At 46.7% G+C, this 13903-nt stretch carries 15 protein-coding genes; 10 read left to right on the top strand and 5 right to left on the bottom strand.

Going from position 1 to position 13903, the window contains the following annotated elements; all coding sequences use genetic code 11:
- Positions 1–21 precede the first annotated feature (21 nt).
- A complete protein-coding gene (locus tag ICE94_RS05730; protein WP_216149713.1) occupies positions 22–468 on the top strand; it encodes a DUF192 domain-containing protein in 447 nt (148 codons plus the stop codon).
- Positions 469–470: 2 nt separating this feature from the next.
- Here the strand turns inward: ICE94_RS05730 and ICE94_RS05725 are convergent, their stop codons facing one another.
- Genes ICE94_RS05725 through argF form a run of 3 tightly spaced genes read right to left on the bottom strand, consistent with a single transcriptional unit; the run spans position 471 to position 2971 of the window.
- Positions 471–776, bottom strand: a complete 306-nt coding sequence (locus ICE94_RS05725; protein ID WP_216149711.1) for a pyrimidine/purine nucleoside phosphorylase — start codon at positions 774–776, stop codon at positions 471–473.
- A 17-nt stretch (positions 777–793) separates the two neighbouring features.
- On the bottom strand, positions 794–2023 hold the full coding sequence (locus ICE94_RS05720) for an argininosuccinate synthase (RefSeq protein ID WP_216149709.1): 1230 nt from the start codon (positions 2021–2023) through the stop codon (positions 794–796).
- Positions 2024–2044: 21 nt separating this feature from the next.
- Complete coding sequence (argF, locus tag ICE94_RS05715; protein WP_216149707.1) at positions 2045–2971, bottom strand: ornithine carbamoyltransferase; 927 nt, start codon at positions 2969–2971, stop codon at positions 2045–2047.
- 117 nt (positions 2972–3088) lie between these two features.
- Here argF and ICE94_RS05710 point away from each other — a divergent pair, with 117 nt between their 5' ends.
- On the top strand, positions 3089–3397 hold the full coding sequence (locus ICE94_RS05710) for a DUF3579 domain-containing protein (protein WP_216149705.1): 309 nt from the start codon (positions 3089–3091) through the stop codon (positions 3395–3397).
- Positions 3398–3451: 54 nt separating this feature from the next.
- Here ICE94_RS05710 and rpsT read toward each other — a convergent pair whose 3' ends face one another.
- Positions 3452–3718 carry a 30S ribosomal protein S20 gene (gene rpsT, locus ICE94_RS05705; protein ID WP_216149703.1) on the bottom strand — a complete coding sequence of 89 codons (267 nt, stop codon included), beginning with the start codon at positions 3716–3718 and terminating at the stop codon, positions 3452–3454.
- A 171-nt stretch (positions 3719–3889) separates the two neighbouring features.
- On the opposite strand from rpsT, the gene murJ reads away from it, so the two are divergent.
- The 4 genes from murJ to miaA are packed head-to-tail and all read left to right on the top strand — an operon-like array spanning position 3890 to position 9015.
- Positions 3890–5443 carry a murein biosynthesis integral membrane protein MurJ gene (gene murJ, locus ICE94_RS05700; protein ID WP_216149701.1) on the top strand — a complete coding sequence of 518 codons (1554 nt, stop codon included), beginning with the start codon at positions 3890–3892 and terminating at the stop codon, positions 5441–5443.
- Between the two features lie 7 nt (positions 5444–5450).
- Positions 5451–6293 carry a SirB1 family protein gene (locus ICE94_RS05695; protein WP_216149699.1) on the top strand — a complete coding sequence of 281 codons (843 nt, stop codon included), beginning with the start codon at positions 5451–5453 and terminating at the stop codon, positions 6291–6293.
- Positions 6294–6295: 2 nt separating this feature from the next.
- The gene (gene mutL, locus ICE94_RS05690) at positions 6296–8041 is read left to right on the top strand and encodes a DNA mismatch repair endonuclease MutL (protein ID WP_216149697.1); all 1746 of its coding nucleotides are present in this window, start codon (positions 6296–6298) and stop codon (positions 8039–8041) included.
- Positions 8041–9015, top strand: coding sequence for a tRNA (adenosine(37)-N6)-dimethylallyltransferase MiaA (gene miaA, locus ICE94_RS05685; protein WP_216149695.1), 975 nt, complete (start codon positions 8041–8043; stop codon positions 9013–9015). The genes mutL and miaA overlap by 1 nt, the downstream gene beginning before the upstream one ends.
- Here the strand turns inward: miaA and purM are convergent.
- The gene (gene purM / locus ICE94_RS05680; protein WP_216149693.1) at positions 9002–10051 is read right to left on the bottom strand and encodes a phosphoribosylformylglycinamidine cyclo-ligase; all 1050 of its coding nucleotides are present in this window, start codon (positions 10049–10051) and stop codon (positions 9002–9004) included. The genes miaA and purM overlap by 14 nt on opposite strands.
- A 58-nt stretch (positions 10052–10109) precedes the next feature.
- On the opposite strand from purM, the gene ICE94_RS05675 reads away from it, so the two are divergent.
- The 4 genes from ICE94_RS05675 to pcnB are packed head-to-tail and all read left to right on the top strand — an operon-like array spanning position 10110 to position 13903.
- The gene (locus ICE94_RS05675) at positions 10110–11102 is read left to right on the top strand and encodes an AI-2E family transporter (protein ID WP_216149691.1); all 993 of its coding nucleotides are present in this window, start codon (positions 10110–10112) and stop codon (positions 11100–11102) included.
- A gap of 1 nt (position 11103) precedes the next feature.
- The gene (gene hda, locus ICE94_RS05670) at positions 11104–11829 is read left to right on the top strand and encodes a DnaA regulatory inactivator Hda (RefSeq protein WP_216149689.1); all 726 of its coding nucleotides are present in this window, start codon (positions 11104–11106) and stop codon (positions 11827–11829) included.
- An 8-nt stretch (positions 11830–11837) separates the two neighbouring features.
- Positions 11838–12518, top strand: a complete 681-nt coding sequence (locus ICE94_RS05665) for an HAD family phosphatase (protein ID WP_216150982.1) — start codon at positions 11838–11840, stop codon at positions 12516–12518.
- Complete coding sequence (pcnB, locus tag ICE94_RS05660) at positions 12515–13903, top strand: polynucleotide adenylyltransferase PcnB (RefSeq protein ID WP_216149687.1); 1389 nt, start codon at positions 12515–12517, stop codon at positions 13901–13903. The genes ICE94_RS05665 and pcnB overlap by 4 nt, the downstream gene beginning before the upstream one ends.

The following is a 13903-nucleotide window of genomic DNA, read 5'->3' as shown; positions in this document are numbered from 1 at the left end:
TACAGAAAAATATAAAAGAAGATGTTTTCGTATCGATACAGAGGGAGTTTTTTAGTCATACTTGGGTTAACCCTAAGCTTATGTGGGTTTCAAGCCGAGGCCCAAAAGACCTCACATACCGAATTAAGCATTGGGCTTTATACAATCCGAGCTGAGATTGCCGCAACGCCCGCAGCTCGTACGCAAGGTCTCATGTATCGCCAATTTTTACCCGATGATGACGGTATGTTGTTTGTGTTTGAAGACAAGGCTTTTCATTGTTTTTGGATGAGAAACACCCGCATCCCTTTATCGATCGCCTTTATTGCCGATGATGGCAAGATTGTGAATATTGAAGATATGCAAGCAATGACAGAGACAAATCATTGCCCCCATCAGGCTATTCGCTATGCTTTAGAAATGAATCGCGGCTGGTTCGCCAAAAAAGGAATTGGGCCGAACCACCGCGTTGTTGGTCTACCGAAGTAGGTTTAACCAAAGTGGCAAACGTAATGAACGGGTGCCTCTGCACGAATAATGAAGTAGCCACCGGCTTCAACAGTCCATGCTTGACCAGCAGCATAAGCTTGCTCTGCCGCACCATTGATACTCACATGAGCTGTGCCATCAACGACTTCCATCACTTCACGAGTGCTTAAATCAAAACGCAAGGTGCTTGGCAAAATAACACCTACAGATTTACGCTCACCACTGGCCAACGTGACCGTGTGTGACACACATTTGCCATCAAAAAAAACATTCGCCTTTTTGTTCACTGTGACTTGTTCAAATTGCATTTTTTGTCCTTATTAAATTAGAGGCCACGCTTACGACGTGCATTCGCAGCAATGCGCATACGCAGAGCATTTAACTTGATGAAGCCGCCGGCATCGGCCTGATTGTATGCACCACCATCGTCATCAAAGGTGGCGATTGTTTGATCAAAAAGGGTATTTTTTGAATCACGTGCAACGACAGTGACACTGCCCTTATACAACTTCAAACGTACAAAGCCGCTGACTTGCTGCTGGGTATGATCGATCAATGTTTGCAAAGCCACACGCTCTGGTGCCCACCAGTAACCGTTGTAAATCAAACTTGCATAACGAGGCATCAAGTCATCTTTGAGATGGGCGACTTCACGATCAAGAGTAATACTCTCAATACCACGATGCGCCTTCAGCAGAATTGTGCCGCCAGGCGTTTCATAACAACCACGGCTCTTCATACCCACATAGCGGTTCTCAACCAAATCCAAGCGACCGATGCCATGTTTGCCACCGATCTTATTTAACTCAGCGAGTAAATCATGGGGCTTGTAAGGCTTACCATTAATAGCGATAGGATCGCCCTTTTCATACTCAATATCCAAGTATTCGGCTTGATCGGGAGCCTGCTCAGGAGATACAGTCCAACGCCACATCGCCTCTTCTGCCTCGGCTTTAGGATCTTCTAAATGGCGCCCCTCATAACTAATATGCAACAAGTTAGCATCCATAGAGTAGGGTGCTCCACCCTGCTTGTGTTTCATTTCTACAGGAATGCCATGCTTTTCTGCATAGGCCAGTAACTTTTCGCGAGAGAGTAAGTCCCACTCGCGCCATGGGGCAATCACTTTAATCGATGGCTCAAGCGAGTAGTAACCCAACTCAAAGCGGACCTGATCATTCCCTTTACCGGTAGCACCATGCGAGACTGCATCAGCACCCGTTGCACGAGCAATTTCAATTTGACGCTTGGCAATCAGCGGACGAGCAATCGATGTACCTAAGAGATACTCACCTTCATAAATCGTATTAGCCCTGAACATCGGGAAAACAAAATCACGCACAAACTCTTCGCGCAAGTCATCGATAAAAATATGCTCAGGCTTAATCCCGAATTTCAAAGCCTTGGCACGGGCAGGCTCTAACTCCTCACCTTGGCCTAAATCAGCCGTAAAGGTCACAATCTCACATTGATAGGTGTCTTGTAACCACTTCAAAATCACACTGGTATCTAAGCCACCAGAATAGGCCAGTACTACTTTTTTAATATCAGACATATTTATTTACTCAAAGGGTCATTACAACTTGCCACACAACAAATATTCCATCAAAGCCTTCTGAACGTGAAGGCGATTTTCCGCCTCATCCCAAACAACACTTTGTGGTCCATCAATCACTTCCGCAGAAACCTCCTCACCGCGGTGAGCAGGCAAACAATGCATAAACAAGGCATCAGGCTTGGCCACAGCCATTAAGTCTTGGTTAACCATCCACGCCTTAAATGCAGCTAAACGGGCTTGGTTTTCAGCCTCATAACCCATACTGGTCCACACATCAGTGGTTACCAAATCAGCGCCCTCGCAAGCCGCTTTAGGATCATCAAAGACTTTCAAATATTGCTTGGCATTCGGGCTTAACATTTCAGCCCTTAATTGATAACCCAGCGGCGCTGAGAAATGAACCTGGAAGCCTAAAATTTCAGCGGCTTGTATCCAGGTATAAGCCATATTGTTAGCATCCCCAACCCAGGCCACCGTCTTACCGGCAATCGATTGACGATGCTCTACATAGGTAAAGATATCTGCTAAGACCTGACAGGGGTGATATTCATTGGTTAAACCATTAATCACAGGCACCCGAGAGTTGGCCGCGAATCGTTCAATAATGTCCTGACCAAAAGTGCGAATCATGATGATGTCAGTCATTCTAGAAATCACCTGGGCCGCATCTTCAACCGGTTCACCACGACCTAATTGAGTATCCTTGGTATTCAGAAAGACAGCATGACCCCCCAACTGATGTATCCCCGCCTCAAAAGATAAGCGTGTACGCGTAGAATTTTTTTCAAAGATCATTGCCAAGGTGCGATCATGAAGGGGATGCCAAGTCTCATAACGCTTGAACTTGGCCTTCAGTAAAGCAGATCTTTCTAGTAGATAGGCGTAGTCCTTCGCATCGAAATCAGCGAACTGCAGATAGTGTCTCACTGGAACAGTGGCTGCCATATTGGTTTACCTATCTTTCCGATTCAAATTAAATATATTGGTTGATCACAATCTCAAACTGCTAAAATCATCGGGTTAACCCGAATTATCCATCCCTTTATTCAAGCTGCCTAGACTGTGTCGAACAAACAATTTTTCATTCAAGGTCTGACCCACGATGGAAAACCATTTCGACCCAGCGATTGGGCAGAGCGCTTATGTGGCGTCATGGCTCAATTTCGACCTGAAGACGACACTGGCGATCCTCGCTTGACCTACTCACCCTATGTCAAACCCGTGATCGTTGCAGGGGTTAAATGTGTCATTGTCGACGAACGACTCAAAGACATAGAACCCAAAGCGCTTGATTTCGTGAAGAATTTCGCAAAAGACAATAATTTACCTTTGGTCGAAGCCTGCGAACTCCCCGTAAAACCAAATACCTAAAAACAAAAAACCCGCTCCTACAACAGGAACGGGCTTATTTGCACAACGTGCTAATTAAGCAGCCATGCCTTTTACAGCAGCAGACAAGCGAGACTTTGTACGTGCAGCCGTGTTCTTGTGCACAATCTTCTTGTCAGCAATTTTGTCGATCGTCGCTTGCGCTGTTTGGAAAACTTTCGCAGCGGCTTCCTTGTCACCAGTTTCTACAGCTTTGCGCACTGATTTAATTGCTGTGCGCAAACGTGAACGCAAACTGGCGTTATGTTCGTTTTGCTTAACGGCCTGGCGGGCACGTTTACGAGCTTGGGCGGTATTTGCCATTTTTAACCTTTATAAAAAACAATCAGAACTGCATTTTTGAGGGTTTTGCTAGCTGAATTCACAGCCTTATTACCGTGCACCAGCAAAATATCCCTGAAAATCAGAAACTAGCATTATATCTTATCCGCCATTAGACTACCACCCCCGCCGAAAATCTGTAAAACTAACGTCGTGAATCTATTATCTGCAGCCGCCAAAGTCAGTAGTCTGACCATGCTATCCCGTATTACGGGGCTTTTGAGGGAAACCTTAATCGCCAGGACCTTTGGGGCCTCAGAATGGACCGACGCCTTCAATGTGGCCTTCCGACTGCCTAATTTACTGCGTCGAATGTTTGCGGAAGGGGCCTTTTCCCAGGCTTTTGTACCCGTTTTGGGTGAAACTAACGCCAAAGAGGGTCAAGAAGGCACCCAACAACTCGTTTCCGCGGTCGCCACCCTCTTATTCTGGGCGGTCATACTCAGCACCCTCTTAGGGATTTTGTGCGCCCCCTTCTTGGTCTATTTAATCGCATCTGGCTTAGCCGAGTCAGGTAGAGACAGTGCGATTGGCCTCACTCGACTGATGTTTCCCTACATCGCCCTGATCTCCATGGTTTCATTGGCAGCCGGAATCCTAAACACCTATAAGCGTTTTGGTATCCCCGCATTTACGCCCGTTTTATTAAATCTCTCGATGATCGGGGCGGCAATTTTTATTTCACCCTACCTAGAGACACCGATTTATGCCCTAGCCTGTGGCGTGATCTTGGGTGGCATTTTGCAGTTAGCGATACAAATTCCAGCCTTAAAGCGTATTGGCATGCTGCCCACAATTGGTTTAGGCCCATCTACGATCAAGGCTGCCTGGCTTCATCCAGGGGCTCAAAAAATCGTCAAGCTTATGGGGCCGGCCTTATTTGGGGTATCGGTAGCGCAATTATCCTTAATCATTAATACCAACATCGCCTCCCATTTAGTCGCAGGTAGTGTCTCTTGGCTATCGTATGCCGATCGCCTCATGGAGTTTCCGACAGCCTTGCTAGGGGTTGCGATTGGCACAGTATTACTTCCTAGCCTCAGTCGCGCCAATGCTTCAGGTGATCATGAACATATTGGGCAGCTCATGGAATGGGGCATGAAGCTCACCTTTATCTTGGCAGCGCCTAGCGCAGTGGCCCTGTTTATTTTTGGCGAACCGATGGCTGCGGTTCTGTATCACTATGGCGCCTTCAACGCTCACGATGTCCATATGACGCGTTATGCTCTAGCGACTTATGGAGTTGGCCTGATTGGTCTGATCATGATTAAGATTTTGGCGCCCGCCTTTTATTCACGCCAAGATATTAAAACGCCAGTGAAAATAGCTATTCTGGTGCTAGTTGCCACACAACTCATGAACATCATTTTTGTGCCTTACTTTGCTCACGCAGGTTTAGCCCTGTCTATTGGCTTGGGCGCGATCATGAATGCCTTACTACTTTGGTATGGCCTTCATCGCAAAAACGTGTTTCATAAAAATGCTCGTTGGCTGATGTTCTTTGCAAAACTTCTCCTTGCCTTGATATTAATTAGCGTGATTTTGTATAGCGGCCTCAAACAACACGATTGGATTGCTCTACAAAGCACCCCGTTTTTACGCATCGGCATTTTTACAGCTTGGATATCTTTTGCCGGTGTAACATACTTAGCATGTCTATGGCTCTTAGGTTTTAGAACCAAAGACTTCTTACTACGAGCTCATTAATTAATATATGCCCACTCAACAGCTAGATTACTTCGCCACACTCGTAGCCGATGATGATCACTTTCCATTGACTGAAGCAGCGATCGCGGTTGCACAACATGCCTATCCTGACCTAGATGTCGAGCATGTCGTTGATGAAATCGATGGTCTTGCCCAGAAACTGCATGCCCGAATCAGTAAAGAAATGTCAGGCTTACAGAAACTACAAATTCTGAAGCTCTACTTTTACAAAGAACTGGGCTTTGGCCCTAATCAAAACAACTATTACGACCCAGATAACTCATACATCCATAGCCTACTTAGAACGCGGCGTGGCATACCGATTTCTTTGGCTATCTTGCTGATTGAACTAGGCCAAAGGATCGATCTACCCATTAAGGGGGTGTCTTTTCCAAATCACTTTATGGTGCGTCTGTCTCTACCGCAAGGTGAGGTGATCATCGACCCTCTGACAGGCACTTCCTTATCAAAACAAGAGCTGCAGAACATGCTAGATCCTTATTTGGATGCCCAAGGATATAAAGATGAACTGCAATTACCCTTAGGTATTTTTTTGCGCACCTCGAGCTCAAGAGAAATTCTCTCTCGTTACTTGCGCAACTTAAAAGCGATCTATACGCAGCAAGAACGCTGGGAGCGTCTTTTAGGCATCCAACAACGGCTAGTGATACTTCTACCCGATGCTCTAGAAGAAATCAGGGATCGAGGCTTAGCTTTGGCACAACTAGACTATATCCGTCCAGCGATTGAAGATATGCAGCGTTACATCGAGCATGCCAGTGATGCGAGTGATATCGAAGAAATACAAGCGCAAATTGAGCAGCTGGAACAACAGCACAAGCATCATTAATCATGCGTGCCTCGATTGCTGCATTACCCGATACTCTCATTAGTCAGATTGCTGCTGGCGAAGTCGTTGAAAAACCAGCATCAGTCGTTAAGGAAATTCTAGAAAACGCGATCGATGCACAATCTAGAGCGATCACCATTCGCCTAGAAGAAGGCGGTTGCCAACGCGTTCTGATCCAAGATGATGGCATAGGTATCGTGGCTAATGAATTGCCTTTAGCCATCGCACGTCACGCAACAAGCAAAATCCGTAGCCTAGATGATTTGGAATCAGTAGCCTCTTTGGGATTTCGGGGGGAAGCCCTCGCCTCCATCGCCTCAGTCTCACGCCTGAACATAACTACTCGTACTAGCGATGCAAGTCATGCCTGGAGCATTCAAGTGAACGGGGGTCAATGCGTGCAAGATGTGGCTCCAGCCTCGGGGCCCCTTGGCACAAGCATTGATGTCGCTGACCTGTATTTTAATACCCCTGCGCGCCGCAAGTTCCTCAAAAGTCCCGCTACCGAATTAGGCCATTGCCTAGATGTGATTCGTCGTATTGCTTTAGCAAGACCTGATATTGCATTTGCCGTTTGGCATAACGGCAAAGTGATTGAACGTTGGCCTAGCCAATCAATCGCAGAGCGTGTAGATGCCATCTTGGGAGAAGAGTTTAAAAACCATCGCATCCCCATTGAAGTGCTTCAAGGGCAAGTATCGGTTCGTGGTTTTATCAGCCAGCCGACTGCCAGTCGCGCGCGAGCTGATATGCAGTTTACTTATATCAATGGCCGCTATGTCAGAGATAAAGTCATACAACACGCTATTCGGGCCGCTTACCAAGATGTATTACATGGTGATCGACAACCGATGTTAGTGTTGGCCATAGAAATTCAACCGGAACTAGTTGATGTGAATGTGCACCCGGCCAAGACAGAAGTCCGCTTTCGGGAAAGCGGTGCCGTTCATCAATTCATCTATCAAGCAATTCATCAGGCTCTTGCCAAACCTGCAAGCGCAAGCGCTATGGAAACTATGCAAAGCATTCCTAGCAATCCGCTATGGAATCGATTCATTGAGTCAAAGAATCTCAATCTACCCGTTACTGAGCGTACAGATTTAGAGCGTTTATTTGTCAAACTGACCCCCAGCGTTGCCCAGCCGCAAGCCATACCAGAGTCGAATGATTTACCACTGGGCCATGCGATTGCGCAGATTGGTGGCATCTATATATTGGCCCAAAACAAACATGGCCTAGTTCTAGTTGATATGCATGCGGCACATGAGCGTGTCTTGTATGAAAAATTCAAAACTGAATTAAGTGCAGAAGTTCGTGTACAAGAGTTACTTGTACCGATTGTGGTCCATGTTTCTGAAAAAGAGACTGGGCTTGCTCAAGAGGCTCGCGCCGCACTCAGACAGATGGGTTTTGACCTGTCGGTTTTATCCAAACATGAAATTGCCATTCGTAGTCTGCCCGTCCTATTAGCGAAGGCTGACCCAGCAGAACTATTGCGTCACTTATTAGAAGATTTGCATCAGACTGGTAGCCAAGCTGTTTTAGAGGCCGCGCAACATGAGGAATTAGCCACAAAAGCTTGTCATGCTGCAGTTCGCGCACATCGCTACCTCAATCTTGCCGAGATGGATGCGCTTTTACGACAAATGGAGACCACCGATCGTGCCGATCAATGTAACCATGGACGCCCCACTTGGATACAACTCAGTATTCAAGACTTAGACAAATTATTCATGCGGGGTCGCTAATGGATCAGGCCGTCTTAGTCATTGCCGGCCCCACAGCCAGTGGTAAATCAGCTTTAAGTATGCGGCTCGCAGATAAATTGCACGCCCATCAACGTGAACTTGAAATCATCAGTATGGACTCGGCTTTGGTCTATCGTGGCATGGATATTGGGACAGCCAAACCGTCCGCCACTGAACTGCAACAGGTGAGACATCATTGCATCGACATTTGCGAGCCCAATGAACCCTATTCAGCGGCAAAATTTGCCCAAGATGCCCAAAAGCTTGTCAAAACAATACGCGACCGCGGCAACATACCCGTGATTGTCGGTGGCACCATGCTCTACTGGAGAGCTCTCGCCCATGGCTTAAGTGAAATGCCAACGGCTGATCCAGTCATTCGCGCAGAATTAGAATCTGAAGCACAGTCCATCGGCTGGCCGACTTTACACGCCCGTTTAGCCAAGATCGACCCGCTCACAGCAGAACGCCTCAAACCGAATGACTCTCAGAGAATTCAGAGAGCGCTAGAGGTCTATCTCATCAGCGGTAAAACAATGAGCGCATGGCAAGCTGAAAATCCTAAAACAACCGGCCGTTATGAAGATCAAGTCCAAGACTCGATCTGGCACCTGGTCAGCCTGGAACCGGGGGACCGCAAAATACTTCACGAAAGAATTGAACAGCGCTTTGAACAAATGCTAAATGCAGGGTTTTTAGATGAAGTAAAACAATTAAAAGCAAACCCAGCACTCCATCCCAACCTACCAGCCATCAGGGCGGTAGGTTATCGTCAAGCTTGGTCGTATTTAGATAATCAAACTACTTTTGCAGAAATGCGTGAGCAGGCTATTACTGCTACACGCCAATTGGCTAAACGCCAGATCACATGGCTAAGAGGTATCAGCGATAAAACTTGCTTTGACCCCTTATCCGAAGGATCGCTCGATGCAGCTCTCAAATACTGCTTTGATTTTTTGACTAAACCACAATAGTTTGGTGTGCGCCTGCCGGTCTAGCGACAACTTCACCCAACTCATAAACCGTTTCACCTTGCGCCTCAAGAATAGCTTTGGCCTCCTTGATCTGATCAGCAGCAAGAATCACAACCATACCAATGCCGCAGTTAAAGACGCGATGCATCTCGGCATCCTCTACGCCACCTTGTTGCTGTAACCATTGGAATAAAGCAGGCATTTGCCAAGCACTACGGTGTAAAACAGCCTGTACATGCTCAGGTAATACACGTGGCACGTTTTCGACTAAACCACCTCCCGTAATGTGAGCCATTCCTTTAACAGTGCAATGCTGCATCAAATGCAACATGGATTTCACATAAATACGTGTGGGGGCCATCACCACGTCTTCAAGACGCTGCCCGTTGAGTGAATCACTAGGGCGCGCTTGAGCACGCTCAATAATCTTGCGAATCAAAGAGTATCCGTTCGAATGGGCTCCGCTAGATGCCAAGCCCAGAATCCGATCACCCGCTGCAATGCTAGAGCCATCAATTATTTTTTTCTTTTCTACTGCGCCGACGGCAAAACCGGCTAGGTCGTACTCACCTTCAGGATACATACCCGGCATTTCTGCAGTCTCACCACCAATCAGAGCGCAACCAGCCAACTCACACCCTCGTGCAATACCACCAACCACAGTGGCTGCGGTATCTACAGAGAGCTTGCCGCAGGCAAAATAGTCTAAGAAGAATAAAGGCTCAGCCCCTTGTACCAAGATGTCGTTCACGCTCATGGCCACTAAGTCCTGACCGACGGTGTCATGACGATTCCACTCAAAAGCAAGTTTTAACTTTGTTCCCACACCATCAGTACCAGACACCAAAACAGGCTCTTGATAACGCTTAGGGACCTCAAAAAGTGCTCCAAAACCACCAATACCGCCCAATACACCCTCACGGAGGGTTTTTTTGGCCAAAGGCTTAATGCGCTCGACTAAAGCGTCACCCGCCTCGATATCGACACCCGCGTCACGATAAGACAATCCAGAATTTTGAGTATTTTGTGCTGACATGGTTAAAAATGGTTATGTATCGGTAGAATCATGGAATTTTAGTGGATAAGTCGTCCTTATGGCCTCTTTATTAACAACTTTCCTTGCCGCCTTTATTTTGGCTTATGTCTTAAGGCCGGTTTATCTACGTCTCATCAGTTTACGCAGCCCTAGCGCGCTCGCTGCCATTAGCACCATTATCCTGGCTCTAGCTTCAATACTAGGGCTTTTTGCCCTCATTGTGACGGTTTTGCAAAGTGAAATTCCACTGATTCGCGAGCAACTACCCGCATGGCTGACGCATCTGCAAAATAATCTTCAGCCATACATCGACAAGCTCGCCTTGAAAATTGATCTAGCCCAAACACGCGAACTCATCCAAACCAAAATCAGCCAACAACTCTCTGAGAATGCGAATACCCTGATTAACTCTAGCTTGAGTGCGCTACTGGCCTCAACACAAAGTATTTTGTCTGGCTTAGTGAATTTCCTATTGATTATCTTCGTGATGTTTTATTTACTCACTGAGTGGGATCACTTTCTGGAGAAAATACAGCATATTGTTCCCAGAAAATCCTTAGAGACTACCAATACCATTGCCCGTGAAATTGATGAACTGCTCTCACAATATCTTCGCGGCCAATTGATCGTCATTATTTACTTAGCAATCTACTACTGTGTTGCACTCTCGATACTCGATATTACCGGCGCCTTAGCCCTAGGCCTATTTACTGGTATTGCGGTATTCATCCCCTACATTGGCTTTGCTTTGGGCTTTATATTGGCACTCTTATCTGCCATCTTGCAAGCCGAAAGTGCTGTACCGATTATTGGTGTGCTCATTATTTTTGGCCTAGGCCAACTGATTGAAAGTTTATTTTTAACTCCTAAGTTCGTGGGGGAAAGAATTGGACTTCATCCAGTACTTGTTGTTTTTGCTCTGATTCTATTTGGATCATGGTTTGGCTTTTTCGGCATCTTATTAGCCCTACCACTATCAGCAATCTTGCTCGTTCTCACCCGTCATGGCTTTGAGCGATATCAACAGTCATCTTGGTACCGCAATAAATAGTATGGTTGATTTACCCAAGCAAAATGCCCTTAATTTGAGTGAGGTTCCCAAGCCCACGCTGCATAACTATTTGCCACAGGGTAATGAAGCCTTACATCAACACCTCTTGGGTTTAGCAGGCAAAGTGCGAAATAGCGCGCTACCAGCTCACGAACGGATGATCCATTTATGGGGAGCATCCGGCTCTGGTAAATCTCATCTTTTATTTGCTTACAGTAAAGAAGCCCCCGAGCAAAACGGCATTTTTTTATCTCCGACTAGCTCTGATATGGCTTGGCAACAAGCGATACAAGGGCTAGAAGAGGCCCGTTTATCCTGTGTTGCCTGTGACGACACCCAACTACTCAATACAGATCAACAAGCTTGGTTATTCAGAATCCACAATCTCATCAAAGACCAAAATCAAAGCGTATTACTCACCGCGAGTGATCAAGCACCTACATATTTAGATATTCGAGAAGATTTAAGAACCCGTTTAGGCTGGGCATGCGTCTATCGAGTCAAAGAACTTTCTGATCCAGAAAAAGTTTTAGCCATTGAACAAGCCGCTTTAGCACGCGGCATGAATTTATCTGCAGATGTCGCTCCTTGGCTGTTACACCACTTCCACAGAGACATGCCAAGTCTGATGAGCTTGATTGAAGCCCTAGACATTTACTCTCTTGAAACCAAACGCGCCGTCACGTTACCACTCGTGAAACAACTACTCCAAGAAAAATCAGGATAATGGCGGCTATGAATGGTATTGCTTTATTTGACCTAGACCACACCCTTTTACCGATTGATAGCGACCATGAATGGGGCCGCTATTTAGTTAAACGCGGTGTTGTCGATGGCGCTCATTACGCGCAAGAGAATGAGCGCTTTTATCAGGACTATCAAGCAGGTCGCCTAGATATTTATGCTTTTTTAGAGTTCGCGCTGCAACCGCTTGCCAACCACACGCGTGAGCAACTTGCCAATTGGCATGCAGACTTTATGCAAGAAGTGATTCAACCTGCTTTGCGTGATAGCGCTCGCCAACTTGTAGAACAACATCAATCCGCCGGTCACATCTGCGCTGTGGTGACGGCCACGAATAGCTTCGTGACCCGCCCCATTGCACACGCTTTTGGTGTAGAACACTTGATTGCCACGGAACCCGCCACTGAAAATAATGATCCCAACGCACGCTTCACTGGTCAAGTCGCCGGTTTACCTAACTTTAGAGAAGGGAAGGTAATCCGCGTTGAAAACTGGCTAGCAAGCCTCAATCTAACTTGGGCCACTGTCGGCGAAACCTGGTTCTACTCCGACTCTATGAACGATTTACCCTTGTTGGAAAAAGTACAAAACCCGATAGCGACAAACCCCGATCAACGCTTACGCGCAGAAAGCATACGACGTGGTTGGAAGATCTTGGATTTATTTGCATGATCAAAAAAATTATTGATCGCATTTTTAAGAAATCACCGGCGCAAAAGAAAATCGCCCACGGTAAAAATTTTCACCCTCAAAAGATCAGCAAGAAGCATCACAAGATCGATCTGTCCTTAGTCTCAAAAAACGCGATTAAGGTGACGCAAGTTCTCCAAGAGGCAGGGCACGATGCCTACATCGTAGGAGGCGCAGTCCGAGATCTGCTATTAGGTATCGCTCCGAAAGACTTTGACGTGGCCACGAGCGCAACACCTGATCAGGTACAAAAACTGTTTCGTCGCTCACGAATTATCGGGCGGCGTTTTCAGATTGTGCACGTCACTTTTTACGGCAAAGAACGTCCTGAAATTATTGAAGTATCAACCTTTCGCTCTCTTAGCCAGCAAGAAGAGGGGCATGTGAGTGCCTCAGGTAGGATTTTGCGCGACAACGTTTGGGGCACCCAAGCAGAAGATGCTCTGCGACGAGATTTCACGATTAATTCTATGTACTACGATCCGCAATCAGAGATCGTGTTGGACTATCACGGCGGCATCCAAGATATTGAAAGAAAAATGATTCGCATGATTGGCGAACCTAGCCAGCGCTATCGGGAAGATCCCGTGCGTATGCTACGCGCCATTCGATTTTCTGCCAAAACTCGTTTTACGATTGAACAAAAAACCGCTCAACCCATTACCGTATTAGCCAGTCTCATTCAGGATGTCCCAGAGGCACGCCTGTTTGATGAAATCCTAAAACTACTCATGTCTGGTCATGCTTGGCAATCTCTTTTGGGTCTACGTCAATTAGGTCTTAGTCCCTACGTTCTACCTCTCGTCAACAAAATCGCCGCAGACGAAGATCGCCTGGCATTTGTTTCACAGGCTTTAAAAAATACTGATGCACGTGTCCAAGCCGGTAAATCGATTTCTCCAGGCTTTCTCTTTGCCACTCTCTTGTGGCACGAGGTGATTGAGTGTTGGGCTAAATACGAGGCAGAACTACCCACGGTCCCTGCACTACACGCAGCAATCGATGAGGTTTTAAGCAGCCAACGTGCCTTTATGGGCATGCAAAGACGTCATGAAGCAGATATGCGTGAAATCTGGTCTTTACAACTGCGCTTAGACAAACGCGTGGGACGCGGGCCATACAAACTGATTGAAAATCCAAAATTTAGGGCAGCCTACGATTTTCTTCTGCTGCGTAGCCAGCTTGGGGAGAAGCCCACTGAACTAGCCGCCTGGTGGGACAAATTTGCGCACAGTGATGAAATCCAGCGCCAAGAACTACTCAAGCAAGTCAAAGAAGAACAAACTCTGTCTAATGCAAACCCTGAACGTCCCAAGCGTCGTCGCCGCAGAAATACAAAAAAGACCCCCGTCGAGCAAAAACTTTAA

Origin of the sequence: Polynucleobacter sp. MWH-Loch1C5 (assembly GCF_018881775.1) — a bacterium.
Taxonomy (GTDB): Bacteria; Pseudomonadota; Gammaproteobacteria; order Burkholderiales; family Burkholderiaceae; genus Polynucleobacter.
The sequence above is the reverse complement of the archived record's forward strand: the minus strand, read 5'-3'. Positions and strand labels throughout refer to the sequence as shown.

Coding starts and splice junctions, on each gene's coding strand:
- ICE94_RS05730 (WP_216149713.1), top strand. CDS start 22: ATGTTTTCGTATCGATACAGAGGGAGTTTTTTAGTCATACTTGGGTTA.
- ICE94_RS05725 (WP_216149711.1), bottom strand. CDS start 776: ATGCAATTTGAACAAGTCACAGTGAACAAAAAGGCGAATGTTTTTTTT.
- ICE94_RS05720 (WP_216149709.1), bottom strand. CDS start 2,023: ATGTCTGATATTAAAAAAGTAGTACTGGCCTATTCTGGTGGCTTAGAT.
- argF (WP_216149707.1), bottom strand. CDS start 2,971: ATGGCAGCCACTGTTCCAGTGAGACACTATCTGCAGTTCGCTGATTTC.
- rpsT (WP_216149703.1), bottom strand. CDS start 3,718: ATGGCAAATACCGCCCAAGCTCGTAAACGTGCCCGCCAGGCCGTTAAG.
- ICE94_RS05695 (WP_216149699.1), top strand. CDS start 5,451: ATGCCCACTCAACAGCTAGATTACTTCGCCACACTCGTAGCCGATGAT.
- mutL (WP_216149697.1), top strand. CDS start 6,296: ATGCGTGCCTCGATTGCTGCATTACCCGATACTCTCATTAGTCAGATT.
- miaA (WP_216149695.1), top strand. CDS start 8,041: ATGGATCAGGCCGTCTTAGTCATTGCCGGCCCCACAGCCAGTGGTAAA.
- purM (WP_216149693.1), bottom strand. CDS start 10,051: ATGTCAGCACAAAATACTCAAAATTCTGGATTGTCTTATCGTGACGCG.
- ICE94_RS05675 (WP_216149691.1), top strand. CDS start 10,110: ATGGCCTCTTTATTAACAACTTTCCTTGCCGCCTTTATTTTGGCTTAT.
- hda (WP_216149689.1), top strand. CDS start 11,104: ATGGTTGATTTACCCAAGCAAAATGCCCTTAATTTGAGTGAGGTTCCC.
- ICE94_RS05665 (WP_216150982.1), top strand. CDS start 11,838: ATGAATGGTATTGCTTTATTTGACCTAGACCACACCCTTTTACCGATT.
- pcnB (WP_216149687.1), top strand. CDS start 12,515: ATGATCAAAAAAATTATTGATCGCATTTTTAAGAAATCACCGGCGCAA.